The sequence below is a fragment of the Paenibacillus oenotherae genome, assembly GCF_019443105.1.
GTDB classification, from domain to species: Bacteria; Bacillota; Bacilli; order Paenibacillales; family Paenibacillaceae; genus Paenibacillus_Z; species Paenibacillus_Z oenotherae.
Window position 1 is genome coordinate 98,914 of sequence record NZ_JAHZIJ010000011.1, and the last position, 24,903, is coordinate 123,816.

The window sequence follows — 24,903 nt, forward strand, 5'->3', positions numbered from 1 at the left end:
GATGGGATGAGAGAGAGCGGCAAGATCGATTGGGAACAATTCAGGCGCAGCGGAGAATGGCTGGAGCTGCCTCTAGAGACGCTGGAGGGAATAGCTTCAACCAGCAGCATGTCCGAATCCGAAGCAGAGCGCGATTCCAGTGCTGAACTTCCCGCACTACGGGCTGGGAGCCATCCGCATCATGTGCGGCAATGGCTGCTGGCTCTTTCTCTGTTCCCGGAGAAATGGATGAACCGTTTGTTCTCTGTTAGGGGCATTCAATTCGTTGATGGGGTTATACGTCTTCGCACATTCCTGCATGCGGATGTAGAGAAGGAGCCGATATACCGGCTGGCCAAGCTTCCGCCTGGTTCAACTGAGCGTGCGGCATCGGTCTTGTTCGAGGATGATTGGTGCCTTGTACTGGACAAGCCCTCGGGCATGCCGGTTCATCCCTCAGCGGCAGGCCAGCGGGGGACATTGGATGAAGCGGCGGCGCGGCATTGTTTGATGAATGGCGATCCTCAGTCTGTGAAACATATCCACCGCCTGGACGATGATACGTCAGGTCCCGTACTCTATGCGAAGAACGACCTTGCACAGCAGCGGCTGGATGCGGCAATGCGGCAGAAAACGATTGAGCGGCATTATGCTGCCATCGTTCAAGGAAAGCTGCTCCGCAGGCGCGGTACGATTGATGAGCCAATCGGCAAGGACCGGCATCACGGTGCGCGCAGACGGGTTTCGAATACAGGAGATCATGCTGTAACGCACTATGAGGTCGTGGAAGCCTATCGCACTGCATCGCTGGTTCGCCTGCAACTGGAAACAGGACGGACACATCAAATTCGGGTGCATATGAGCCATTTGGGACATCCGCTTGTCGGAGACACGCTATATGGCGGCAGCAGCCGCTATTTGAACCATCAGGCGCTCCGGGGCGAGCTGCTTGTTTTTCCGCATCCATTGACGGGTGCACCGGTAACGGTTGCCGCTCCCGAGCCGCAATGGTTCGCTAAAGTCCGTGAGGAGCTTGGCGCGCACAAAAATTCTTAGTCATGTCCGTCCCCCCCTAACCATATAGATAAATAGGGAAGATAGCTGTAATCAAGCTACGAGTAGGGGAAAGGAGGACGACAAGCGTGTCCAATCAGTCGAACGGGTTAAGATTTGATGTATATGAGCGAGTGCATTTGCCGGATGATGTGGCAGCAATCGATGAACTGGAAGAAATTGAGCTTGTTCCACGAATCCAAATTGTACAGCAGGGTGAGCAGGTGCTGCTCAAAGGACATCTGCTTTTGACCGGTGTTTATCGAGCGCAGAACGATCCTTCAGCAGAGCAGCCATTAGAGCATTGGATTCCGGTAGAAATTACGCTGCCGATGAATCGGATCAACCGGTTGGATGATATCGCTGTGGAAATTGATAATTTTGATGTTGAGCTGTTATCATCAAGAACGCTCAATATTACAGGTGTTCTCTCCTTGCTGGGCATCGAACTGGAAAAGCATCAGGAGCAAGAAAGCTGGAGACGCGAGGAGCCGTTCACAGTCATTCATACACGTGAAGCAGAGGCGCAGCGGCTGGATTCGGAGTCATTCCATGCTGCAGAGGGCGCGGCGCAATCCTTCAGCCCTGAAGAGGCGCAGCGTGCCGCAGAGGAGGAGCTGCAGCGGGAAGCTTGGCTGCGTGAAGAGGAAGCGCGGGCGAGCGTGCTTCGCTCCGGGGAGGAACCGCAGGCTCAGGAATCAGTCCCGAGCGGGGAGCAGGCGTGGGATCTGTTCCGGCGCGAGGAGCATGTCCGGGATGGAGACCCCCGCCGCGACGAGCAGGTATGGAATGCTGGGCGGCTTGATGGGGAAGCGCATGCTGCGGAGGCACGGCAAGCAGAGGCGCGGGAGGCTTTTGCCCGCGATGAGCTAGAGCGGGAGGTTGCAAGGCAGGAGGCCGAGCAGCGGAAGGCCTTCTATAGGGAGAGCGGCATTGAATCCGGTTATGGAGGAGCCAATCCCAGCCCTGCGGTACACGCCGAGCCTCTTCATGAGCAGCAGCCTGAACGTCCGGCTGCCCCAGCGCACATTGAGGAATCCGGCATACAGCCCTTCCACAATGAAGCACAGCAGGAATCGTTCTCTTCCTCCACATTCAATAGCCCGCAAAGCTTCGGCGATGTCAGCAGTCCGGCGGAGCCCGATGCGCTGAAGAAGGAAATGCGCGTCGCGGTTATGGGCAAGTCAGCGGCTGAGGATCCTGCTCCTGCTGCCAACGGACTCGGCTTTCGCTCGTTGCTGCAATCGAGCAAGCGGGAGCAGGAGGCGAGAGCGGTCGCGGAGCAATCGGCTCAGCGAGCTGCTGATGAGGCTAATAAACCGGCCGGGGATGATATGGAATGGAAAAACATTTTCTTCGGCCAGTCCATCGATGAATCATTCCGCAAGCTGCGCATGTGTATCGTGCAGCGGGAGGAAACGCTGGAGCTGATTGCCGACCGCTATCATCTCCAGCCCCGCGAAATTGCACTATACAATCGTCTTTCGGATCAGAATATTTCGGAAGGCCAAGTGCTGTATATTCCATAATCATCATCCAATCCCCCTTGGAGGCGCATGGTCTTCGAGGGGGATTGCGCTATGTGCGAGAGGCCGTGATGCGCGTGCGGGATGCGGCCGGGATTGACGCGGGCAAATAAGAACGTGTATGATAGAAAATATAGGGTTATACTTTGACTATAATGACGTTGATGGGGAAGAGTGGCAGCTGTGCCTTCAGAGAGTGGAACTGTTACGCTGAGAGGTTCCGCAGGATTGTTTGTTGCGACATGTCGCCCCGGAGTTGCTTGAATGAAACGAATCTGCTTCGTCAGTTCAAGCCGGCCGCAGCCGTTATCTGTTTGAGGTGTCGCTTGGCGTTATACGCACTGAGCGAAACAAAGGTGGTACCGCGGAAGCTAGACCTTTCGTCCTTTGCAGTATAGGGGCGGAAGGTTTTATTTGTTTTTCCATAAGCTGCTACGTCATCCGGACCGCGTCCCCAGGGCGCCTGGGAGCCGGCTTGCGAAATTATTGGAGGTAGGAAACGATGTCTGAGAAACAATTGACGACTGAGATGCCGACGACGTACGATCCGAAAGCATCTGAAGCACGTTGGTATGAGTATTGGATGAAAGGCAACTATTTTGAGGCAGGCAAAAGACCGGACGCTCCTGCGTATACGGTTGTTATCCCGCCGCCGAATGTAACGGGATTGCTGCATATCGGGCATGCGCTCGATTGTACGCTGCAGGATATAATGATCCGTACGAAACGGATGCAGGGCTATGATGCATTATGGCTGCCGGGCAGTGACCATGCCGGTATTGCAACCCAGACGAAGGTGGAGCAGAAGCTCCGCGAGGAAGGGATATCGCGTCATGATCTTGGACGGGAGAAGTTCCTTGAGAAGGTATGGGAATGGAAAGAGCACTATGCAGGGAATATCCACGAGCAGTGGGCCAAAATGGGCTTCTCGCTCGACTATTCGCGTGAACGGTTCACGCTCGACGAGGGTCTGTCCCAGGCGGTCAGGGAAGTATTCGTTCGTCTGTATGACAAAGGATTAATATATCGGGGCAAAAAAATCATCAACTGGGATCCTGCCGCACGGACTGCGCTCTCTGATATTGAGGTGGAGCATAAGGAAGTCAACGGCCATCTGTACCATTTGCAATACCCGCTCAAGGATGGCAGCGGCTTCTTGACTGTAGCTACGACACGGCCGGAGACGATGCTTGGCGATACGGCGGTTGCCGTTCATCCCGAAGATGAGCGCTACAAGCATCTGATCGGACAAATGCTTGTTCTGCCGATTATTGGACGCGAAATCCCTGTCGTTGGCGATGAGTATGTCGATAAAGACTTCGGCTCAGGTGCGGTCAAAATAACACCTGCGCATGATCCTAACGACTTTGAGGTCGGCCTGCGCCATGATCTGCCACAAATCGTCATCATGGACGAGAGCGGCACGATGAATGAAGAAGCCGGACCATACAAGGGATTGGACAGAGCGGTCTGCCGCAAGGGGATCGTTGCCGATCTGCAGGCTCAGGGCGTATGCATTCGGATTGAGGATCATGTCCATCAGGTGGGGCATAGCGAGCGCAGCGGAGCTGTAATTGAGCCGTATTTGTCCACACAATGGTTTGTTTCCATGAAGCCGCTTGCGGAAACGGCGATCGAAGCGCAGCGTTCTGGCAACGGTGTTAACTTTGTGCCGGATCGCTTCGAGAAGATCTATTTGAATTGGATTGAGAATGTCCGCGATTGGTGTGTATCCCGCCAGTTGTGGTGGGGACACCGCATTCCTGCATGGTATTGCGATCAATGCGAAGCGATGCATGTGTCGCGCGAGGATCTGACAACCTGCAATAAATGCGGAAGCACTTCGCTGCGGCAGGACGAGGATGTGCTTGATACCTGGTTCAGCTCGGCGCTGTGGCCGTTCTCGACGCTTGGCTGGCCGCAGGAGACCGAAGATCTGAAACGTTTCTACCCGACGAGCCTGCTCGTGACGGGTTACGATATTATCTATTTCTGGGTTGCCCGGATGATCTTCACCGCGCTCGAATTTACGGAGCAGATTCCGTTCAAGGATGTGCTGACTCACGGTCTTGTGCGTGATGAGAATAACCAGAAGATGTCGAAGTCGCTGGGCAACGGCGTTGACCCAATCGATGTTATTGAGCGCTACGGCGCAGATGCGATGCGCTTTATGCTTTCGACTGGCAGCACACCAGGCCAGGATTTGCGGTTCCGCTGGGACAAGGTGGAGCAGGCTCGCAACTTCGCTAACAAAATATGGAATGCTTCGCGTTTTGCCCTTATGAATTTGGAGGGCTTTACGGCAACGGATATCGATATTAGCGGCAAGCTTGGCACATCGGACCGCTGGATTCTGCACCGTCTTAATGAAACCTCGCGTGATGTGACGCGATTGATTGACGCTTATGAATTCGGTGAAACCGGACGCCTGTTGAATAATTTTATTTGGGACGATCTGTGCGACTGGTATATCGAATTTGCGAAGCTGAGCTTGTATGGCAGCGATGCAGAGGCGAAGCGGGCTACGCAATCCGTGCTTGCTTATGTGCTTGACCGGACACAGCGGCTCATTCATCCGTTTATGCCGTTTATTAGCGAGGAAATATGGCAACACTTGCCGCATGAGGGAGAGACCATTACGCTTGCGGAGTGGCCGAAATACGATGCTGCTCTGGAAGCGCCGGAAGCGGTTCGCGAGATGGAGCTGCTGATGGGCATCATTCGTGCGGTTCGCAACATTCGTGCTGAAGTGAACGTGCCGATGAGCAAAAAGGTGGAGCTGCTCGTCAAGCCATCCAGCGCAGAGGTAGCTGCTATACTGAGCCGCAATGAGGAATTTATCAGCCGCTTCTGCGGAACGTCCAAGCTGGAGATCGGCATTGAATTGGCCGCTCCGGACAAAGCAATGACTGCTGTCATTACTGGGGCGGAGCTGTTCTTGCCGCTTGCAGGCCTCATTGATATCGAGCAGGAAATTGCAAGGCTGGAGAAAGAGATTCAGAACCTGAACGCAGAGGTGGAGCGGGTCGAGAAGAAGCTGGGCAATGTCGGCTTCGTATCGAAGGCGCCAGCAAAGGTCATTGAGGAAGAGAAGGCCAAGATGGCTGATTATGCGGACAAACGCGATAAAGTACAAGCAAGACTGGCGGAGCTGCGGGGATAATTCGCTGCTTGCCAGTCTGGCATTGATGGTTATAGAGGAAGAAGGGCGAGACAGAATGAGCAACCAGCATCAGGGAGCCTTGGAAGCTCCGCTTGCAACCTATGAGGAGGCAAGAGATTGGATTGAAGGGCTTGTCCCTTTTGGCATCCGTCCCGGCTTGGAGCGTATCCTGAAGTTGATGGAGATCTTCGACAATCCGCAGCGGCGGCTGAAATTTATTCATGTGGCTGGAACGAATGGCAAAGGCTCGACCTGCGCTTATCTGACCAGTGTCCTGCTTCGCAGCGGTTATGATGTGGGGACCTTCACGTCCCCTTACATTACGAAATTTACGAACAGGTTCCAATATAACGGCATGGATATTCCGGAGGAAACGCTGCTCAAGCTCGCCAATCAGCTCAAGCCCCATGTTGAGGCAATTGCGGCAACAGAGCTTGGCTCGCCTTCCATGTTCGAAGTATCGACAGCTTTGGCAGTACTCTATTATGCACGGGAATCTTATCCTGATTTTGTCGTTTGGGAGACAGGGCTTGGGGGAAGACTCGACGTTACGAATTTTGTTACGCCAATCGTCTCGGTCATCACGAATGTTGGCCATGACCATATGGATATTCTCGGCAATACAATCGAGGAAGTGACAAGGGAGAAGGCTGGCATCATTAAGCCGGGTGTGCCCGTAATAAGTGCTGTAACCCAGCCTGAGGCAGTGGCCATTGTCGCGGATACTGCCCGTGACAATAACAGCTCTCTCTATCTGCTTGGCGAACAGTTTACCGAAACGACGCTTGAGGTTAGTGAGCGCGAGCAGACCTTTGCCTTCCAAGGCATGTTCCGTGCCATTGAGCCGCTCACGATAACGCTTAGCGGCGCACATCAGCGGACGAATGCAATGGTAGCGGTAATGACGCTTGAGGTGATGCGTCAATATTACGCGCTTATTATGGATGATGAGGATTTGCGTCAAGGGCTGAAGGATGCTGCGTGGCCTGGCCGTCTTGAGATGGTCGTGGAATCGCCGCGCCTGCTGCTCGATGGAGCGCATAATCCAGAGGGGGCACAGTCGCTCGCTGCAGCGCTGCGCGATACTTACCGATACGAGCGGCTTCATCTTATGATGGGGATGCTGGCGAATAAGAATCATCCTGACACATTGCGGCATATACTACCTCTAGTGGATTCGCTCGTAGTGACCGAGCCTGACTTTCGCAAAGCCAAACCTGCCGGCGAGCTTGCATCGCTAGTGGAGGATATGCGGGAGGAGCTCGGCTGTACATTCGAGCTTATTATTGAACCGAACTGGAAGAAGGCGTTAGAACGGCTGCAGAAGTTGACCGGTGACGCCGATTTGGCGGTGGTGACCGGCACGCTGTATTTGATTGCCGATGTCCGCTCCTATTTGCTCTACAATACGGAATCTGAAAAAGGCTGGTGATCCGTTCTTGAATACGGCAGAACACGTTCATTTCATTGGAATCGGCGGATATGGTATGAGCGCGATAGCGCGGGTCATGCTGGAAATGGGATATAAGGTGAGCGGTTCCGACGTCGCGCGCCAGGAGCTTGCGGAGAAGCTGGCAGCCAAAGGCGCTCACATCTATATCGGTCATGAACCAGAGCATGTCAAGGGTGCCGACCTTGTCGTTTATTCAACGGCACTGTCCCGCGACAATGTGGAGCGCAGAGCAGCGGAGGAGCTGAATATTCCGATCCTTCATCGTGCTCAGATGCTCTCGCGGCTTATGAATAACGGTAAGGGGGTAGCAGTGGCGGGCGCTCATGGGAAGACGACAACGTCTTCGATGATTGCGCTGGTCATGGAGACCTGCAAGCTCGACCCCACTTTTATTATCGGCGGTGAGATCGTCAATGTCGGTACGAATGCCAAGGCAGGCAAGGGGGATTATGTCGTAGCGGAAGCTGACGAGAGTGACGGCTCTTTCCTGCAGTATCATCCTGCCATTGCAATCGTCACGAATATCGAACCGGATCATCTTGAAAACTATGACGGTGATTTCGGCAAGCTTAAAAGCGCTTATGTCCAATTCCTGAGCCAAGTAAAAGCAGGTGGAAAAGCGATCATCTGTACGGATGACAACGATATTCAAGATTTGCTGCCGCAGCTGCAAGCCGGACCGCTGGGAAGCTCAGGACTGCTTACTTACGCGATTGATGGAGAAGCTGTTTATAAAGCAGAGGATATCGTGCTTGGCGACCGCCAAGTGTCGTTTGTTGTGACGCATCTGGGAGAGACGCTTGGCCGCATCAAGCTGTCCGTCCCCGGCCGTCATAACGTATATAATGCGATGGCGACCGTTATCACTTGTCTGGAGGCTGGCATCTCCTTTGATGCGATAGCCGCAGCGATTGTTGATTTCCGCGGAGCGAAGCGCCGGTTTCAAGTGCTTGGCGAGATCAATGATATTCTGGTCATCGATGATTACGCGCATCATCCGACTGAGATTCAAGCTACGATCAGTGCAGCCAAAGCGACAGGCAAGCGCATCGTCGCGGTGTTCCAGCCGCAGCGCTATACACGGACCTATTTCCTGTTTGAGCAGTTCAGCAAGGCGTTCTCGGAGGCTGATGAGGTGATCATTACAGACATCTATTCACCGGCAGGCGAACAACAGATCGAAGGCGTCAACTCCAAGAAGCTTGTCGAGCTGATCATTAAGAACAGCAACAAGAATACGACCTATATTCCGACTAAGGAAGAGGTTCAGGATACATTGATCGCCAAGGCAGCGCCGGGTGATCTGGTTATTACAATGGGAGCGGGAGATATTTGGAAGGCTGCTGATGGCCTGGCCAAGTCGCTTCGCGCCAAGCACGGATTGTAGAGGCTCAAAAAAGAGGCATTCCGAATTCATTCGGAATGCTTTTTTTTTGAGCCTTGCCTTATTCAAAAATGGCGCTTTTGGTTTGTGCTTTTCACTTGCACTTCTGTTTTTTGGCTTGTTCTCCGAAGGCGTAGGGCAAGGGGGATGTTCAGAAAGTCCTTTGTGGAAAGCTCAACTCCCGCTTTAACAAGCTGTACGAAGTGGAGTGCCTGCGTTCATGGGACTGCTGACTTACTCCTCGCCAGAGGACGATTCGCAATTCAAACGCCGAGAGATGCGAACGAGCCACGGGCTATGAGCCACGAGATAGGCGAAACATGCGAAATGGCATTTATTTGCTCGTTTCTGGCCCCATGAAGGTGAAATGCCTGCCAGAGTGCAGGTATCTCACCTTCGTTTCCCTTTACAGGACGATTTGCCCTCAAAATCATGCTTCATTGCAGGAATTTTGCCAATATGGCTTCTTTGCAACCGAAATTCATGCACATTCGCAGGCTTCTTACTCCGTCATGCTGCCCTTCAAGCCACACTTGGAGAAGGAGTTGTCCAGAGTCCCCATATCCAATGAAACAGATGCTTCCAGTCCACTTTTTGTGGTTTTGGAGTCATCCCTTCACATCATTTGAGACTGACGCATTGGAAATTGGATTTTTCGGACAGCGCTTTTATTTTGCCTGCTTTTTGAGTGAATAATATAAAGCTTTTTTTGATCAATAATCGTTCATAAATAAGCACGGCTAATCACGGTTGCGAGGTGAACTGTACGAGAGACCATCAAGAGTACTGAAAGGGCCAGAGAAGGTGCTTACCGACTTAATTATGGTTTGCGTTCCGAACTGTATCATGGTGTCCCTGGTTCTAATTCTCTCAAACTCCTCATAATCTATCATTAGAGTATGTGGACAAGGAGAGAGTGACATGAATCCAAAAGCACGCATTACATACCGATTCGACAAAACCAATGGCCCCCGACAAGAGCCGCAGCAGGAAGAGACAGAACGTCGTTTGAAATCGAATGTCGTGCCTTTTTTTCAAGAAGAACTAAAGTTTACGTCTGATATTGGAGCTTGGAACAGTCCCTTTCAGGATGATGCCCGCGCGCTGGAGAAGCTGATTCGTGATACTGAGCGCAAGGATGCTTCTGCCACCAGCCAGAGAGATCGCTCGGCAGCAGCCCCCCTATTCGAAGAGCAGAAGCCCTCTTCCATTAAGCGGGCGGCAATCATCCGTGACCCATTCGAAGCAAAGCAGCCCGCTAATTCTGTTGATCCCTCTATGCACCCCCATATCGATTGGAGCGGTCAAATTCTGCTCGGAGACGAGAGTCAGCCCTTTGACAGCAAGCCGCAGCCTGCCTATGAAACTTCCCGCACCTTGATCAGAGATGCGGCATGGGATGATCATGACAGGAACAACTCCATACTATCGAATGAATTAATGGATCAAGAGGTGGGACATGCCGGACGGAGCTCGTTCAAGACAGCATCCATCTATCGTTCCCCGCGAGGTCCCTCATGGTTCAAAGTGCTGGCATCCGTAGTTGGAGCAGTTGCAACCGGGGCTCTATTTGGTTATTTGGTATTGACATTATTCACAGCTGGAGACTCGGGCCTGAATGCTGCCGACATCGCAACAGAAATGCCGGGCGCTGCAAATGCTGCGAATTCCGGCAGCGATCTGCCTTCAACGACCCCACAAAATGAAGGAATGAATGCTCTGCCAACTGCTGGGAATGATACGACAATCGGCACTGAACAAGGAACTGCCGCAACCGCAGCTGTCAATATCCCGGCCGTCTCATATTATATGCTCCAATATGGTGTATTCAGCAGCAAGGAAGGGCTGGATGAAGCATTAGCCGGTCTGAATGACAAAGGTTTGGCAGCTGCTCAATTCGCGACCGGGGAGGATTACAGAGTCTATGCAGGGATGGCGCAAGACCGCGGCAAAGCGCTTGTGCTGGGAAATAAGCTGGCCAATTTGGAAGTGTATATGAAGCAGATTGATCTGCCTGCTTTATCCGCCCTGCCTTTTGCGGGCGACGCTGCTGTTGCAGAGACCTTCTTCCAGCAAACACGGGAGCTGACGGGCCAACTGGATGCGATGACAATTGCCAGGCTGACAGATGATACAAGCGATGTAGAGGGCAGTTGGAGCGAGCTTCATCAGAATTGGACACGAACAGCTGCTTTAATGGAATCCGGAGTAACGGACAGCAAGGGACGAACAGCGCTCCACAAGTTGGCCCAAGCGATCAATACAGCAGCAGTTGCCGCAGGAGAATATGAGAAGAAGTCATCGGATGCTCATCTCTGGTCCGTACAGAGGGCGCTTATGGAGGCCGTTTTTGTTCAGAAAGACTGGTTTGCGTCGATGGACGCATTGTAAAGCAGGTCTATCGCGCGTATAATAAAGACGGTGTCAAAATATGGCGAGGGACGTTGGAAGATGAAGAAAAATATATGGATTTTACTGCTATTCATCATAATCGGCCTGTTGACTGGTGCGCTGCTGTCGCGCTGGTTGGAGCCCGTCCCAGGACTTTCATTTTTGACGAAAACGTCCAAAATCGTATGGTCTCCTGCCGCTGATTTGCTTGTATTGAGTTATGACCTGACAATTCGATTCCAAATAAGCCTATTGAGCATGATCGGTGTTATCGTTGCCATATGGTTATATCGCAGAATGTAGTGCAGAACGGATTTCTATGTAGAAGGAGTGCTATAAACAATGGGTTCGTCTACGGATACGAAGCCGTTCATTGCCAGACAGATTGTGCTGGCTTCATCTTCACCGCGCCGGCGGGAACTGGTCGCATCGCTCGACCTTTCCTTGCCGGTTCTCATTTTGTCAACGGATGCGGATGAGGGGACACCGGCGGATTGGGCGCCTTCACACATAGTGGAGCAGCTTGCACTGCGCAAGGCGCGCGCTGCTGTGTCTATGCTTGGCGAGACGCAGTCTGACGGCTCAGTCATTATTGGTGCAGATACGATTGTTGTGCTGGATGGCGAGGTCATGGGCAAGCCGCAGCATACTGCTGAAGCGGCTGCTATGCTGGGCCGCCTTCAGGGCAGGCAGCATGAGGTATATTCCGGCGTAGCCTGCATTAGCCCGGACGGTTCGCGAGAGCTTGTCGCCCATCGGAGAACGCTTGTCACAATGAAGCCGCTGGATCGCGGGCGCATCGATCGCTATGTCGCCTCCGGTGAACCGATGGACAAGGCCGGCAGCTACGCCATACAAGGGCTTGGAGCAACACTAGTTGACCGTATTGACGGCTGTTATTTCAATGTCGTGGGGCTGCCGCTTTCCCTGTTGTCGGATATGCTGTCGTCCTTCGGTGTTGACGTTATTTAGAACTTGTAGAAAGCAGGAATGGACATGAGTACGCAGCCCTATATGTTGCGGGATGTCCCTAACGAAGACCGACCTAGAGAACGCATGATGACAGTTGGGGCCGAGGCGCTTAGCCACGCGGAATTGCTTGCGATTTTACTAAGGACGGGAACGAAGCGCGAATCTGCGGTCACGCTGGCGTCCCGCATTCTGACGGAATGCGGGAGCTTGCGTGGTCTTGTTGATATGAGCATTGAAGAAATGACGACCATTCGCGGAATTGGTCCGGCTAAAGCCGTTCAGCTGCGTGCAGGAATCGAGCTTGGCCGCCGCTTGTCCAAAAGCCGTCAAGGCGAGATGCCTACGATCCGCAAGCCGGCGGATGCGGCAAACCTGATGATGGAAGAGCTCCGTTATCTCAAGAAGGAGCATTTCATCTGTTTGTTTCTAAACACGAAGAATCAGGTTATCTATCGGGAAACATTGTCAGTCGGAACGTTGAATGCCTCGCTTGTGCATCCTCGTGAAGTGTTTCGCTCTGCCATCAAGTGCAGCAGCGCTTCAATCATTTGCCTGCATAATCACCCGAGCGGAGATCCGACGCCAAGTCCGGAGGATGTGTCGCTGACACAACGGCTGAAGGAAGCTGGCGAGCTTGTCGGCATTGAAGTGCTGGATCATTTGGTAATAGGTGACAACCGTTTTATAAGTTTGAAGGAGCAAGGCTACATGTAATATAATAATAAGGATTGTCTTAGAAGAGAAAGGAAGATTAACATGTTCGGTGGATTCTCAAAGGATCTGGGTATCGATCTAGGAACGGCGAATACCCTTGTATATTTAAGAGGTAAAGGCATTGTAGTCAGAGAGCCATCGGTGGTAGCGATTCGTACAGATACGAAGAAGATTGAAGCGGTCGGTGAAGACGCCAAAAAAATGATCGGACGGACGCCGGGCAACATTCGTGCTGTAAGACCGATGAAGGATGGCGTTATTGCTGATTTTGAAACGACAGCAACGATGATCAAATATTTTATTCGCCAAGCACAAAAAACACGTTCTCTGTTTCCCCGTCATCCGAACGTCATGGTTTGCGTTCCTTCAGGCATTACGGCAGTTGAGCAGAGAGCGGTCAAGGATGCGACTGAGCAAGCTGGGGCCAAAGAAGCTTTTACAATAGAAGAACCTTTCGCGGCGGCGATCGGTGCGGATTTGCCGGTATGGGAACCGACTGGAAGCATGGTTGTTGATATTGGCGGCGGTACGACAGAGGTAGCTGTCATTTCGCTTGGAGGCATCGTCACAAGCCGGTCGATCCGTGTAGCCGGGGACGAAATGGACGAGGCTATCATCCAGTACGTGAAGCGGATGTACAACCTGATGATTGGCGAGCGGACATCTGAGCAGCTTAAGATGGAGATCGGCTCCGCTCTGATGATGGAGAAGCCGGACACGATTGAGATTCGCGGTCGTGACCTTGTAAGCGGCTTGCCCAAGACGCTGGCTATTTCCTCTGATGAGATTACAGAGGCGCTGACGGATACAGTCAATGCGATTGTCGAAGCGGTGAAGGTCACTTTGGAGAAATGCCCGCCTGAGCTTTCCTCTGATATTATGGATCGCGGGATCGTATTGACCGGCGGCGGCGCGCTGCTGCGCAATTTGGATAAATTGCTTGCTCGCGAAACAGGCATGCCCGTCATTGTGGCGGAGAATCCGCTTGATTGTGTTGCAATCGGAACCGGCAGAGCATTGGACCATATTGATCTCTTCAAAACAAGAAGCGGCCCTGTTTCTCGTTCCAAACGGTAACGTCCGCTAGTACTTCAACAACGGATGATTGGAATGGGCGGGTGACAATTAGATGTTCAACTGGATGCGTAACAAGCGGATGTTTGTGCTTATGATCGTTTTTATATTGTTTGTTGCCGTGCTGGGCTTTTCCATTAGTGATCGCAAGAAGCTGTCATGGCCTGAGAATTTCATTATGGACTCAACCGGCTTCCTGCAGGAGCTGATATACAGGCCAGCAGGGTACATCTTGGGACTATTCGGGGACCTGGCCAATCTGCAGGAAGTCTACAAGGAGAACGAGCAGCTGCGGATTACAGCCGCAGCTTATGCTCGCGACAAAATTAATTATAATCAAATTGAGCAGAAGAATATAGAGTTGATGGAAGCGCTGGAATTTACTGAGCGGCAGAAGGGGAGCAACAAGTACAAGTATCTGATCGCACAGGTTGTTTCTTCCAGCACAGATCCTTATAACCCGACAATCCGCATCAATCTGGGTTCAAAGGATGGTATTCGCACCAATATGGTTGTTGTAACGACGAAGGGTCTCGTAGGGCTTATCAGCAGAGTGGATCCTTTCTATTCGTCCGTCATGCCGATTACCGAGCTTGATGTGCGGTCGCCGGATTCCAAAGGCATCGCGGCAACCGTGCTTAAAGAAGGAGCGGCACAGGAGGAGCAGGAATCATTCGGAATCATTGACAGCTATGATAAGGACACAGGAATGCTCATGATGTCCAAGATAGCCGAATCAGACAAGCTTAAGAAGGGTGATACCATTATCACATCCGGACGCGGCAATGTGTTTCCTTATGGCATGGTTATTGGAACCGTCGAGAACCGCCAGGTGGGTGACTTTGGCCTGACTCACACAGCTACCATCGAACCGGCTGCAGATTTCGAGAAACTAACGAATGTATTCGTCGTTCAGATGCCCAACATGGAGGAGAACGAGCAATGAGCATGCAGCGCATTATCGTTGTCATGCTGCTCTTCTTCCTATCGGAAGGTACTATATTCTATTGGCTGCTGCCTGATAGCTTAACGGGACGGGTAGTTCCGCACTTCATCCTGGCATTTGTGCTTTTTGCCGCCATCTATCGCAACCGCCATACAGCACTTATTCTTGGCCTGTCATTCGGGCTTCTCCAGGATCTTGCTTTCTACGGTAAAATTATCGGGGTGCATTCCTTCACAATGGCGCTTGTCGGTTATACAACCGGTCTGTTAATGGAACGCAGAAGAAGCACCATGCTTATGGCGATGTCGATGATTGTCATGTCTACACTTGTGTATGATACGGTTGTTTATTTTATATACAGTGTATTCAAGCTGACTCATGGCACTTTCGAATGGGCGCTGCTTCATCACATTCTTCCCAGTCTATTTCTCCAAATCGGCTTTTCTCTTGCGCTGTATGTGCCGATCCGCCGCTGGTTTGAGAGCAGTGGAAAAAAGAAATCCGACGAAGAAGAGGAATAGCGGCAGGAATCTGTTCGTATTAGCAAGAATCGTATAGAAGCAGATTGGAATTGACAGATGCGGCAGGAAGCAGGCTTGATGAAGCGGCTTTCTGCTTATGATATGGAATCCGTGCAAGAGACAAGCAGAGAAAGCTTTTTAGGAGGGGCGAGCGTGACCGACAAGCAGCACATTACGATAAAGGGCGTCAAGGAAGGGCTTGTCTTCCTCTTTGATGATAAATGCGAATTTTCTGCGCTGCTGGATGAGTTGCAATTCAAATTGGAAAAGTCGCATCAGCAGCTGCTGACCGGTCCGCTCGTCCATGTTCATGTGAAACTTGGCACGCGCCAGGCAAGCGATGATGAGAAGGAAAGCATTAAGGCTACAATCCGCCAGCGCGGCAATTTGCTTGTGCAGTCTATTGAAAGCGATGCATTGGAGGAGCCTGAGGGAGAGAACCCGCATAATTTGAAAGTGCATACCGGAATTATCCGTTCCGGCCAAACGCTGGAGCATAACGGGAATCTGCTTCTAATGGGCGATTTGAATCCGGGAGGAACGTTGCTCTGCACAGGTGATATTTATGTGCTTGGCGCCCTGCGGGGCTTGGCGCATGCGGGCTCGCAGGGACGGGAAGAGTCCATCATTGCGGCCTCGCTTATGCGGCCGACTCAGCTGCGGATCGGTGAAGTGATCAGCCGTCCTCCGGATGAGTGGATGAGCGGAGATGCAGCGATGGAATTTGCTTATTTGAACGAAGGCGTTATGAAGATCGACAAGATGTCACATTTGCATCGATTGCGGATACAGCCTGTCGTCTTTAAAGCATAGCTGCACAACCTTACAATTGACTGTAATCCTCAGTCGGTTCATAATCGAAACTAGCGGATACAGTGAGGAGTGGCAAGTCATGGGAGAAGCGATAGTAGTAACATCGGGGAAAGGCGGGGTCGGCAAAACGACGACTTCGGCTAATTTGGGGACAGCGCTTGCCTTGCTGGGCAAGAAAGTATGTATGGTCGATACCGATATCGGCCTGCGTAATCTGGATGTCGTTATGGGGCTGGAGAACCGGATTATTTATGACCTGATCGATGTAGCGGAGGGACGCTGTCGGCTGAATCAGGCGCTTGTGAAGGATAAACGGTTCGATGAGCTGTATATGCTTCCTGCCGCGCAGACAAAGGACAAGCATGATATTGCTCCGGAGCAGGTACGGGACATCATACTCGAGCTGAAGAAAGAATATGATTATGTCGTGATTGATTGCCCCGCAGGAATCGAGCAGGGCTTCCGCAATGCGGTTGCCGGGGCTGACCGGGCGATTGTAGTAACTACGCCCGAGAATGCTGCTGTTCGGGATGCGGACCGGGTAATCGGTCTTCTTGAGCAATCTCAGGTGCCGGCCAGATTGGTTATTAACCGGATTCGGGCTAACATGGTACGCTCCGGCGAAATGCTCGACATTGATGAAATCTGCCAGGTGCTGGCTGTTGATCTGCTGGGTATCGTTCCCGATGATGAGAAAGTGATTAAAGCTGCGAATGCCGGTGAACCGACTGTTATGGATCCTTCCTCGCGTGCTGCGATTGCCTATCGCAATATCGCCAGAAGAATGCTTGGGGACATGGTGCCTCTTATGCCGCTGGAAGAGAAGTCGTCGGGTGTTATGAAGCGGTTTCGCAAGTTTTTTGGAATAGGATGATCGGATTGTGATAGGCAAACTGAAAAAACTGGATTGGGGCATGCTTCTCATTCTTCTTGCTCTGATGGTTGTCAGCTTTATTCTGGTCCGCAGCGCAACGAACGGCAATCCGGGATATGACAACTATGACATGAAGGTACTGATTTTTTACGGAATCGGATTTGCAGTAGCGATTGCCGTAACGCTGGTTGACTATCGTGTTTTTCTGAAATCATGGTTATTTTTATATATCCTTGGCCTTGTGCTTCTGGTTGTCGTCTATCTGACTGCCGAAGAGATCAATGGCGCCAGAAGCTGGTTCGCATTACCAGGGGGGCTGCAGTTCCAGCCTGCCGAAATGGTGAAGATCATCCTTATCATTACGGTTGCCTTTCTTATGGGAAGGCGTCAGGGAGATCCGCTCCGGGTGCGGCAGGATCTGCTCGTCATAGGGGCGTTCTCGTTTGTTCCCTTTGCTCTGGTTATGATTCAGCCTGACCTTGGAAACGCCATTATCTATTTGGTCATTCTGCTCGGCATGCTGTGGATTGGCAATGTCAGATATACGCATGTGCTGATTGGTATTTCCCTCGTAATCGGGGGATTGATGCTGTTTGTTTTTCTGTTCAATACGTATAATACGGAAATTTATGATTACCTCAAAGAGCATGAGAAGAAGCACTGGCATGAGCGGATTAACGGTTTTATTAACCCTAACGAGGCTTCTGCCAATGAAGTGTATCAAGCCGATAAAGCCAAGATTGCGATCAGCTCTGGCGGCTTGACTGGCGATGGCTACATGCAGGGGGATTCCAAAAACCGCGGCTTTATCCCATATCCGTACTCGGATGCTATCTTTGTCGTCATTGGAGAGGAATTCGGGTTTCAAGGCGCTGCGGTGGTGCTTATGCTATATTTTCTGCTGATCTACCGCATGATTATTATAGCGTTTCAATGTTATGATTTGCGGGGCTCCTTCATTATTGTAGGAATTGTCTCGATGTACGTATTCCAGGTGTTCCAGAACATTGGCATGATGATCGGACTGATGCCGATAACGGGAATTACATTGCCCTTTATCAGCTACGGCGGCACGTCGCTTCTGCTGAACATGCTCAGTATCGGAATTGTGTTTAGTGTCAAGGCGCATCAAGAGAAATATGAGATGGCCGAGTAGCCGTTTAGCGATAGGACGCTAGACGGCTTTTTGCTGTATTTATGGCTGTGAGGGGCTACATAAAGAGGCCTGTCTCCACATATACATAGAGCGAACAAGCTGTCTGTATAGGGGGATTGGCGATGGATACAACGAAAGGAATTCGCGAGCGCCGGCAAGAGCGGATAAGAAAGATCATGAGCGAAAACCAGAGCCCGGTTTGGTCTTATTCTATGGATAGTTATCCGAGCGAGCAAATAGGACCGGAGCCTCCGTCAGGCTGGCAACCGCAGCCTCTGCCCCAGGAGCTTCAAGCCTTGCCAATAATGACAGCGGATAAAGGAGATCGTGACCCGGAGCAATTGTGGAAGTCACAGGCGAATCCGTGGGAGAGTGCCGGCTGGAGAATCGCGCCTCATGCGGGCGCAAGCATGGGCAGTGGAGGCAAGCGTGACGATGAACCGAGGTACCCTTCTTTTGCCAGAGGATTATTTATCCAGTCAGCCGTGGCGGCAGCGGTATTCGTTATCGTCTTCGCCATGTTCCGGATCGAGGGGCCGATGTTCAAAAAAGGGCAAGAGATCGTTGCGATTGCGCTGACAGACGAGATCGATTTTGAGCGAGCTGCGGACTGGTACCGGAATACATTTGCCGGAGCGCCTTCTTTCATCCCGTTATTCGGCAGCGATCAACCGGGGGAGTCCAAGCAGGTGGAGGGCAATGTGTCCTTGCCGGTAACAGCACCCTTGGAGAACGGCACGATTGTTCGCTCTTTCGCAGAGACACTGGGCAGCGTAGAGATTGCGGGGGAGTCGGAAGCCGAGATCGTCGCCGCAGAAACCGGTCGTGTGCTGCTGGTAACAGAAGAAGAGAAGACAGGAAAGACAGTTGTACTGCAGCATGCGAACGAGCGGGTTACAGTCTATGGCGGGCTTGAGAAAGTGGCGGTTGCAGTCGGTGATTGGGTCGAGGGCGGTGACGGGCTTGGCCATCTTGCCGCTGCGGGTGAGAATGAGAGCAGTCTGTTGTTCTTCGCGGTAAAAGAGAAGAACCGATATGTCAATCCGGCGGATGTCGTTCCGTTTGATTAAATTTAAAGGTATCGCATGGTCTCTGCACCCGCTATTTGTACTCATAATGCTGACTTCGGTCATAACCGGTTATTTTATCGAATTGCTGACCTTGTTCGCTATTGTATTCGTGCATGAGCTGGGCCATGTCATAGCCGCCCGCGGCTTCGGCTGGACGATTCGCGAGGTGAAGCTGCTGCCTTTTGGCGGGGTGGCCGAGGTTGAGGATGGAGGAAGCATGCCTTCCCGAGAGGAGGCAATCGTAGCACTAGCCGGGCCGCTGCAAAATGTATGGATGGGTATGGCGGCATGGACGATGGGGCAGCTTGGCTGGTGGAGTGCCGATTGGTCGGAATATGTATGGAGAGCCAATGCTATGATCGGGCTGTTCAATCTTTTGCCGATTTTGCCGCTGGATGGCGGCAAGCTGATGCACGCCTGGTTCACCCGCACGTTTACTTTTCACCAATCTTTAATGTGGGGAGCCCGAATCAGCTTAGTTCTAAGCGGCGGGATGGTTCTCGTCTCCATTGTTCCGGCGCTGCAGGCAGAGGGTGAAGGAATACAAGCGAATTTGCTGGTCGTTGGCTTGTTCCTGCTCATTACGAATTGGACCTATTCCCGTCATGTTCCATTCTTATTTCTTCGCTTCCTGACCAATCGCGGCTTGGCGGCTTCCAAAAGCATGGCTCGAGGCGTATGGGCGCTGCCCATTGTCGTATCGAAGCGGCATTCTGTTGCGGCTATATTGCGGCTCTTCAAACGCGACAGCTATCATCTGATCGTCATTATGGAGGACGAAGGCAGCATTCTTGCCATTTTGCCTGAACAACAGCTTGTTGAAGGTTTTTTGTCCGATGGGAAGGCTGATCGTGCAGTTTCAGAGCTTTTCATGTAAAATAGATAGAAATGGATTAGGCAGGTGTTCGAATGACGATGAAACAAATGTTGATTCACGGACAAAGCGACATGCTGCAGACGGCAATCATGCAGGAAAGCAAGCTGATCGAATTCTATATGGAGAAGACTGCGGTCTCCGGCCAATTGGTAGGCAGTATCTATAAAGGGCGGGTAGTGAATGTGCTCCCAGGCATGCAGGCGGCTTTCGTCGATATCGGTCTGGGCAAGAATGCATTTCTGTACATCGATGATGTTCTGCACCCGAATTTGGAGCGGCAGCCTAAAGAGAAGCCGGTTATTACCCAACTTCTCAAGGTCGGACAAGAGGTAGTGGTCCAGATTATTAAAGAACCGCTTGGCAGCAAGGGAGCTCGTGTAACGACGCATTATTCTCTGCCGGGGCGGTTTCTCGTTTATATGCCTCATGCCGATTATGTGGGTGTTTCGAAGAAGGTTAACGGTGAGCAGGAACGAGGCCGTCTCCGGTCGGTCGGCGAGACGATCCGCCAATGTGGCGAAGGCGTCATTATGCGAACCGCTGCAGATGGCGAAAGCAGTGATTCGCTGCAATCGGATCTCCAGTTTCTCCGCGAGCTCTGGGACGGTATTGAGACTCGGGCGAAGGGGATGCCAGCGCCCAGCGAGCTGCACCGTGAAGCGGGATTGGTGCACCGGCTTGTAAGAGACCTGTTGACAGCGGAGATGGACGAGGTGTGGATTGACGATCTCGCCAGATTCAAAGAAATGGAACGCCTTATGCACATAATGGCGCCCGCAATGCTACCGCGGCTCAAGCTGTACGAACGGCAGGCAGCGCTGTCTTTATTCGATAAGTATGCGGTGAATGAACAGCTTCACAAGGCGTTTGAGCGCCGCATCCAGCTTGGCAGTGGCGGCGACCTCATCTGGGACCAGACGGAGGCGCTGACAGTAGTCGATGTGAACACGGGCAAGTTTGTGGGCACAAGCGACCTGGAGGATACCGTGTTCAAGACGAATATGGAGGCGGCGGAGCAGATTGCCCGCCTGCTTAGGCTGCGTGATGTTGGCGGTATCATTATTATTGATTTTATCGATATGGAACAGCAAGGCCATCGCGAGCAGATTATGGGGAGACTGGAGCAATTGATGCGTGATGATCGTACCAAATGCCAGGTAGTCGGCTGGACCCGCTTAGGGCTTCTGGAGCTGACCCGCAAAAAAGTGCGCGATCATGAGCTGAGTCCGCGTTATGAAACTTGCAGCGCGTGCAAAGGGAGAGGCAAGCTGTAGTTCTTATCTCTTTGGGAGGTGGACCGATTTGATGTGTGCGGCATGCCAGCATTTGGACAACCCATCCGGTGTAACAAGCTCGATGATTCCTTGATGTATGGCGTGCAAGCGTCCAACCTGATCTGTTCGAAGCCCAAGATCTATGACAATGACAGATCCTAATTCAACCTCAAGCTGCTCGATCCAGGTCTGTCTGAACGGGAGAGAAGTTGCCGGAGAATCGGGGCTCGTATTCAAGAACCCGTCAGACGAAGCCGGGGAGAACCACTTGATGTGGAAGGCCGGAATGTAAGAGATGTGATGGCGCACGGTGTCAAAGACGATATAGTCATCCATAATATGCAGAATTCGTCCATACAGCGTTTGCTGTCCGGTCAGATAGAGTTCGATGAATTGTCCTTTTGCAGCTATGATCAATGAAGCGAAGGTGCTTCCGCTGGCTGTCCATTGCGGAGCGGACGGCGTCAGCATCTGTGCATCCAGATCAGCTCGCAATAGATGGAGATGCTGCAAGGCAATATAGTAATAGCTGCTTTCCCGATGCAAGACGAGATAGTCCTCGCCAATATCGATAAGCAGGCCGTTCATCCCCTTGCCCCTGTATTCTGTGACTTCAATCGCCACAGGCTTCCCCATGTATGGGTGAAACAAGCTCATATCAATCACTCCCTTCTACGATTAATAAATCCAATTAACCCAATAATACAGCGCAACAAGCGTGAATAACACGGTTGGCGGAATGACTATAATCGTAATTCTCGTATAATCCTTCCATGAAATTTTCACTTTGTTCTTCCGCAGAATATGCATCCAAATCAAAGAAGCAAGAGTACCGATTGGCAATAGCAATGATCCGATGTCACTGCCAATTACATTAGCCAAATAAGCGATCTTGAGTGAAAGCGGATCAAGGCTCATCTCTGTCAAGGTGAGAGTACCGATCATGAGTGCGGGATGATTGTTGAACAGGGTGGACATGAAGCTCTGTACGCCTCCCATAATTAAGCTGGCATTCAACAGGCTTCCCTGGACGAGTGGACTGAAGTAGGTGACGAGCCAATTCGTCAGGCCGATATTATGCAAGCCATAGATTATGACATACATGCCGAAGGCGAAGATCAGAATATGCCACGGTGTCTTCTTCAGCATGTCCATCGGGGGCATTCGCAGGTAGTACCATCTCCAGCCGAGCAGCAGACAAGAGCCGATGACGGAGACGATCTCAATAGGAATGGCGAAATAGGAGGCGACAAACAAACTGACGCGGACGGCGAATACGAACAGCAGCACCTTCTGCATGAAGCGGGTTCTTTGTCTGGGAGTTAGCAGGCTTAGCTTGGACACGGGATGATCCTTGAGCGGATGGTGCCACAGGTCGGAGCTTGGCGCCCACAGCTTGTTTTTTAGTTGCGGCAGACGCTTGGGCAAGGTTTTATAGCAGCATATGAACAGCAGAGATACAAGAACCAGCAGGCCAAGTGTAGCGGGTACAAACATCATGATTGTGTGCATATAAAGATCCATATGAACGATCTTCAGCGCAATCAGATTGACAATGTTGCTGACGCCAATCGGCGCGCTTGAAGCAGTGGCGACAAGAGCGCCCGACAGCAGGTACGGTATTTTCTGATGGTTCTTGATGCCAAGGTTCTGAAGCAGAATAAGCAGAATTGGTGTTGTAATGAGGATACTCCCGTCATTATTGAAGAATAGCGTCATCAGGAAGCAGATCAGGTTAACATACCAGAACAGCCGAATACCGGAGCCTTTGGCTCTGGCTGCCAGCCCCTCAGCTGCCCATACGAAAAATCCGAAGCTCTCCAGTACAACTGCCATTACAATCGTTGCCATTATCGTGATGGCGGCACCGCTGACCGTAGCACTGATCTGTCCAAAATCAGCCAATGTCACTGTTCCGCTTAATAGTACAAGCAGTGCGCCTATAGAGGATGGAATGGCTTCGTTCAATTCTTTGGGCCTCCATAAAATAAGAACAACGGTCATCACAAATGCAAAAATCGTAATGGTTGTAGCTGCTGACCCGTACATGAATCGTTATCACCCCTGTCTGAACTTGGCATATTTCAAAGATGGATGTTGGTATAGGCTGGCTCATCAGCATCTTTCGTTGTTGTGCCATCTGGCCGCTGCTGAATCTCGGCGGCAGCCGATTCCGGGACAGGTGGTTGAAGCAGGGAAAACAATACGGATCCGGCAACCGCAATGATCACAAGCAATAAGAGCATTATTTTTCGCCTCCCTTGGCAAATATAGCGATCTATCATTCGCCATTGATAGATGTTGATAGGATCATTTTATGTTCATGGACAGGGATGGTGATAGGCCGCTCACCTGTCGGGCAGCTTGGTGACAGTCTATATTTGTCTGGCAAATCGTAAAGTTAGCGAATTGATAGTTGATTCTATGCGATGCCTGTGATAAACTACTATGGTGCGTGCAGAAGAGGTCTACTCTTGTCATGCTATTACCGCACAGATCAGGTACCCAAGTCTGAATGGCTGGGCTGTTCGGCACCTGAATCAGGCGAGTCTTCGAGAATAAGGAGGTGCACTACATGTTCGCGATTATTGAAACTGGCGGCAAGCAGTACAAAGTTCAAGAGGGCGATGTACTTTACATTGAGAAACTGGACGCTAATGACGGAGAGAACGTAACGTTCGACCGCGTATTGGCTGTTTCTAAAGGCGACGGTCTCGTAACAGGTACTCCGGTTGTTGCCGGCGCTACTGTAACGGCGAAAGTCGAGAAACACGGCAAAGGTCAAAAAATCATCGTTTACAAATACAAAGCGAAGAAAAACTACCGTCGTAAGCAAGGTCATCGTCAACCGTACACGAAAGTGACGATCGGCGCTATCAAAGCTTAGTAGGCTGGAAATGATAACAATCACGATTGAGCGGCATTCCGCCGACGATAGACGGATTGTATCGTTTGCGATTGAGGGACACGCTAAGTTTGCCAAGCCTGGCAAGGATATTATTTGTGCAGGCGTATCGGCTGTAACGGTCGGTACGGTGAACGCGATTGAGGAGTTGGCTGGCCTTGAGCTGCCGGCTTCCATGAAGAGCGGCTGGCTGCAATCGGAGGTTCCGGAGCAAGCGGAGCAGCTTGTCAATGAGCGTGTTCAACTGCTGCTGGAATCGATGATTGTCATGCTGGAATCAATCGCAGCCTCATACGGCAAGTATGTTCTAATTCGTGAACAATATCGGTTATGAAGGAGGGAACAACCATGTTGAAACTGAATCTTCAGCTTTTCGCTTCGAAGAAAGGTGTAGGTTCCACTAAGAACGGTCGTGATAGCCAATCGAAACGTCTTGGCGCTAAACGTGCTGACGGTCAATTGGTATCAGCGGGCAGCATTCTTTTCCGCCAACGCGGAACGAAGATCCACCCGGGCAATAATGTTGGAATCGGCAAAGATGACACGTTATTCGCGAAAGTGGAAGGCGTGGTTAAGTTTGAACGTTGGGGACGCGACCGCAAGAAAGTAAGCGTCTATCCGGTAGATGTAGCTGCTGTAGCTGCTGCAGTTCAAGCATAATAGACACGAAGCCCCGGTTTGCTTATGCAGGCCGGGGCTTTTTTTGTCATGAATGTGATGTGCTGTGTGATGAACTTTCTTGCTTGTCATGCTATACT

24 protein-coding genes and 2 other annotated features are annotated in these 24,903 nt (G+C 51.5%); of the genes, 21 read left to right on the forward strand and 3 right to left on the reverse strand.

Annotation, left to right across the window (positions count from 1 at the left end):
• Nucleotides 1-6: 6 nt before the first annotated feature.
• From K0T92_RS15790 to K0T92_RS15875, 18 genes are all read left to right on the forward strand, one after another.
• Complete coding sequence (locus K0T92_RS15790) at nt 7-1,035, forward strand: RluA family pseudouridine synthase (RefSeq protein ID WP_246628195.1); 1,029 nt, start codon at nt 7-9, stop codon at nt 1,033-1,035.
• 86 nt (nt 1,036-1,121) lie between these two features.
• The gene (locus tag K0T92_RS15795; protein WP_219873444.1) at nt 1,122-2,561 is read left to right on the forward strand and encodes a LysM peptidoglycan-binding domain-containing protein; all 1,440 of its coding nucleotides are present in this window, start codon (nt 1,122-1,124) and stop codon (nt 2,559-2,561) included.
• A 149-nt stretch (nt 2,562-2,710) separates the two neighbouring features.
• Nucleotides 2,711-2,949 (forward strand) — a binding site (T-box leader).
• A 111-nt stretch (nt 2,950-3,060) separates the two neighbouring features.
• On the forward strand, nt 3,061-5,721 hold the full coding sequence (locus K0T92_RS15800; protein ID WP_219873445.1) for a valine--tRNA ligase: 2,661 nt from the start codon (nt 3,061-3,063) through the stop codon (nt 5,719-5,721).
• A gap of 55 nt (nt 5,722-5,776) precedes the next feature.
• Nucleotides 5,777-7,153 (forward strand): bifunctional folylpolyglutamate synthase/dihydrofolate synthase, encoded by a 1,377-nt coding sequence (locus K0T92_RS15805; protein WP_246628205.1) that lies wholly within the window; start codon nt 5,777-5,779, stop codon nt 7,151-7,153.
• A gap of 7 nt (nt 7,154-7,160) precedes the next feature.
• Nucleotides 7,161-8,561, forward strand: a complete 1,401-nt coding sequence (murC, locus tag K0T92_RS15810; RefSeq protein ID WP_219873446.1) for a UDP-N-acetylmuramate--L-alanine ligase — start codon at nt 7,161-7,163, stop codon at nt 8,559-8,561.
• A gap of 918 nt (nt 8,562-9,479) precedes the next feature.
• Nucleotides 9,480-10,949 carry an SPOR domain-containing protein gene (locus tag K0T92_RS15815; protein ID WP_219873447.1) on the forward strand — a complete coding sequence of 490 codons (1,470 nt, stop codon included), beginning with the start codon at nt 9,480-9,482 and terminating at the stop codon, nt 10,947-10,949.
• 60 nt (nt 10,950-11,009) lie between these two features.
• Nucleotides 11,010-11,252 (forward strand): DUF4321 domain-containing protein, encoded by a 243-nt coding sequence (locus tag K0T92_RS15820; RefSeq protein ID WP_219873448.1) that lies wholly within the window; start codon nt 11,010-11,012, stop codon nt 11,250-11,252.
• 39 nt (nt 11,253-11,291) lie between these two features.
• Nucleotides 11,292-11,921: a Maf family protein gene (locus K0T92_RS15825; RefSeq protein ID WP_219873449.1), complete on the forward strand. Its 630-nt coding sequence runs from the start codon at nt 11,292-11,294 to the stop codon at nt 11,919-11,921.
• Between the two features lie 24 nt (nt 11,922-11,945).
• Nucleotides 11,946-12,635, forward strand: a complete 690-nt coding sequence (radC, locus tag K0T92_RS15830) for a RadC family protein (protein ID WP_219873450.1) — start codon at nt 11,946-11,948, stop codon at nt 12,633-12,635.
• Between the two features lie 42 nt (nt 12,636-12,677).
• Nucleotides 12,678-13,712, forward strand: coding sequence for a rod shape-determining protein (locus tag K0T92_RS15835; RefSeq protein ID WP_219873451.1), 1,035 nt, complete (start codon nt 12,678-12,680; stop codon nt 13,710-13,712).
• A 52-nt stretch (nt 13,713-13,764) separates the two neighbouring features.
• Nucleotides 13,765-14,655: a rod shape-determining protein MreC gene (gene mreC, locus K0T92_RS15840; protein WP_219873452.1), complete on the forward strand. Its 891-nt coding sequence runs from the start codon at nt 13,765-13,767 to the stop codon at nt 14,653-14,655.
• Nucleotides 14,652-15,176: a rod shape-determining protein MreD gene (gene mreD / locus K0T92_RS15845; protein WP_219873453.1), complete on the forward strand. Its 525-nt coding sequence runs from the start codon at nt 14,652-14,654 to the stop codon at nt 15,174-15,176. The genes mreC and mreD overlap by 4 nt, the downstream gene beginning before the upstream one ends.
• 153 nt (nt 15,177-15,329) lie before the next feature.
• Nucleotides 15,330-15,989, forward strand: a complete 660-nt coding sequence (locus K0T92_RS15850) for a septum site-determining protein MinC (RefSeq protein WP_343223722.1) — start codon at nt 15,330-15,332, stop codon at nt 15,987-15,989.
• Between the two features lie 79 nt (nt 15,990-16,068).
• The gene (gene minD, locus K0T92_RS15855; RefSeq protein ID WP_219873454.1) at nt 16,069-16,863 is read left to right on the forward strand and encodes a septum site-determining protein MinD; all 795 of its coding nucleotides are present in this window, start codon (nt 16,069-16,071) and stop codon (nt 16,861-16,863) included.
• 7 nt (nt 16,864-16,870) lie between these two features.
• Nucleotides 16,871-18,019: an FtsW/RodA/SpoVE family cell cycle protein gene (locus K0T92_RS15860; RefSeq protein ID WP_219873455.1), complete on the forward strand. Its 1,149-nt coding sequence runs from the start codon at nt 16,871-16,873 to the stop codon at nt 18,017-18,019.
• Nucleotides 18,020-18,141: 122 nt separating this feature from the next.
• A complete protein-coding gene (locus tag K0T92_RS15865; RefSeq protein ID WP_219873456.1) occupies nt 18,142-19,089 on the forward strand; it encodes a M23 family metallopeptidase in 948 nt (315 codons plus the stop codon).
• Entirely contained in the window at nt 19,082-19,966 is an 885-nt protein-coding gene (locus tag K0T92_RS15870) for a M50 family metallopeptidase (RefSeq protein WP_219873457.1), read from the forward strand. The genes K0T92_RS15865 and K0T92_RS15870 overlap by 8 nt, the downstream gene beginning before the upstream one ends.
• A gap of 38 nt (nt 19,967-20,004) precedes the next feature.
• Nucleotides 20,005-21,240 (forward strand): Rne/Rng family ribonuclease, encoded by a 1,236-nt coding sequence (locus K0T92_RS15875; RefSeq protein ID WP_219873458.1) that lies wholly within the window; start codon nt 20,005-20,007, stop codon nt 21,238-21,240.
• A 3-nt stretch (nt 21,241-21,243) separates the two neighbouring features.
• Here the strand turns inward: K0T92_RS15875 and K0T92_RS15880 are convergent, their stop codons facing one another.
• The 3 genes from K0T92_RS15880 to K0T92_RS15890 are packed head-to-tail and all read right to left on the reverse strand — an operon-like array spanning nt 21,244 to nt 23,486.
• Complete coding sequence (locus tag K0T92_RS15880) at nt 21,244-21,897, reverse strand: YuzF family protein (protein ID WP_219873459.1); 654 nt, start codon at nt 21,895-21,897, stop codon at nt 21,244-21,246.
• A gap of 21 nt (nt 21,898-21,918) precedes the next feature.
• The gene (locus K0T92_RS15885) at nt 21,919-23,289 is read right to left on the reverse strand and encodes an arsenic transporter (protein ID WP_219873460.1); all 1,371 of its coding nucleotides are present in this window, start codon (nt 23,287-23,289) and stop codon (nt 21,919-21,921) included.
• Nucleotides 23,290-23,324: 35 nt separating this feature from the next.
• Complete coding sequence (locus K0T92_RS15890; RefSeq protein ID WP_219873461.1) at nt 23,325-23,486, reverse strand: hypothetical protein; 162 nt, start codon at nt 23,484-23,486, stop codon at nt 23,325-23,327.
• 230 nt (nt 23,487-23,716) lie between these two features.
• Nucleotides 23,717-23,802, forward strand: a sequence feature (ribosomal protein L21 leader region).
• Between the two features lie 13 nt (nt 23,803-23,815).
• Here K0T92_RS15890 and rplU point away from each other — a divergent pair.
• The 3 genes from rplU to rpmA are packed head-to-tail and all read left to right on the forward strand — an operon-like array spanning nt 23,816 to nt 24,805.
• Complete coding sequence (gene rplU / locus K0T92_RS15895; RefSeq protein ID WP_219873462.1) at nt 23,816-24,127, forward strand: 50S ribosomal protein L21; 312 nt, start codon at nt 23,816-23,818, stop codon at nt 24,125-24,127.
• Nucleotides 24,128-24,137: 10 nt separating this feature from the next.
• Nucleotides 24,138-24,479, forward strand: a complete 342-nt coding sequence (locus tag K0T92_RS15900; RefSeq protein WP_219873463.1) for a ribosomal-processing cysteine protease Prp — start codon at nt 24,138-24,140, stop codon at nt 24,477-24,479.
• Between the two features lie 14 nt (nt 24,480-24,493).
• Complete coding sequence (gene rpmA / locus K0T92_RS15905; protein ID WP_219873464.1) at nt 24,494-24,805, forward strand: 50S ribosomal protein L27; 312 nt, start codon at nt 24,494-24,496, stop codon at nt 24,803-24,805.
• The last annotated feature ends 98 nt before the right edge of the window (nt 24,806-24,903 follow it).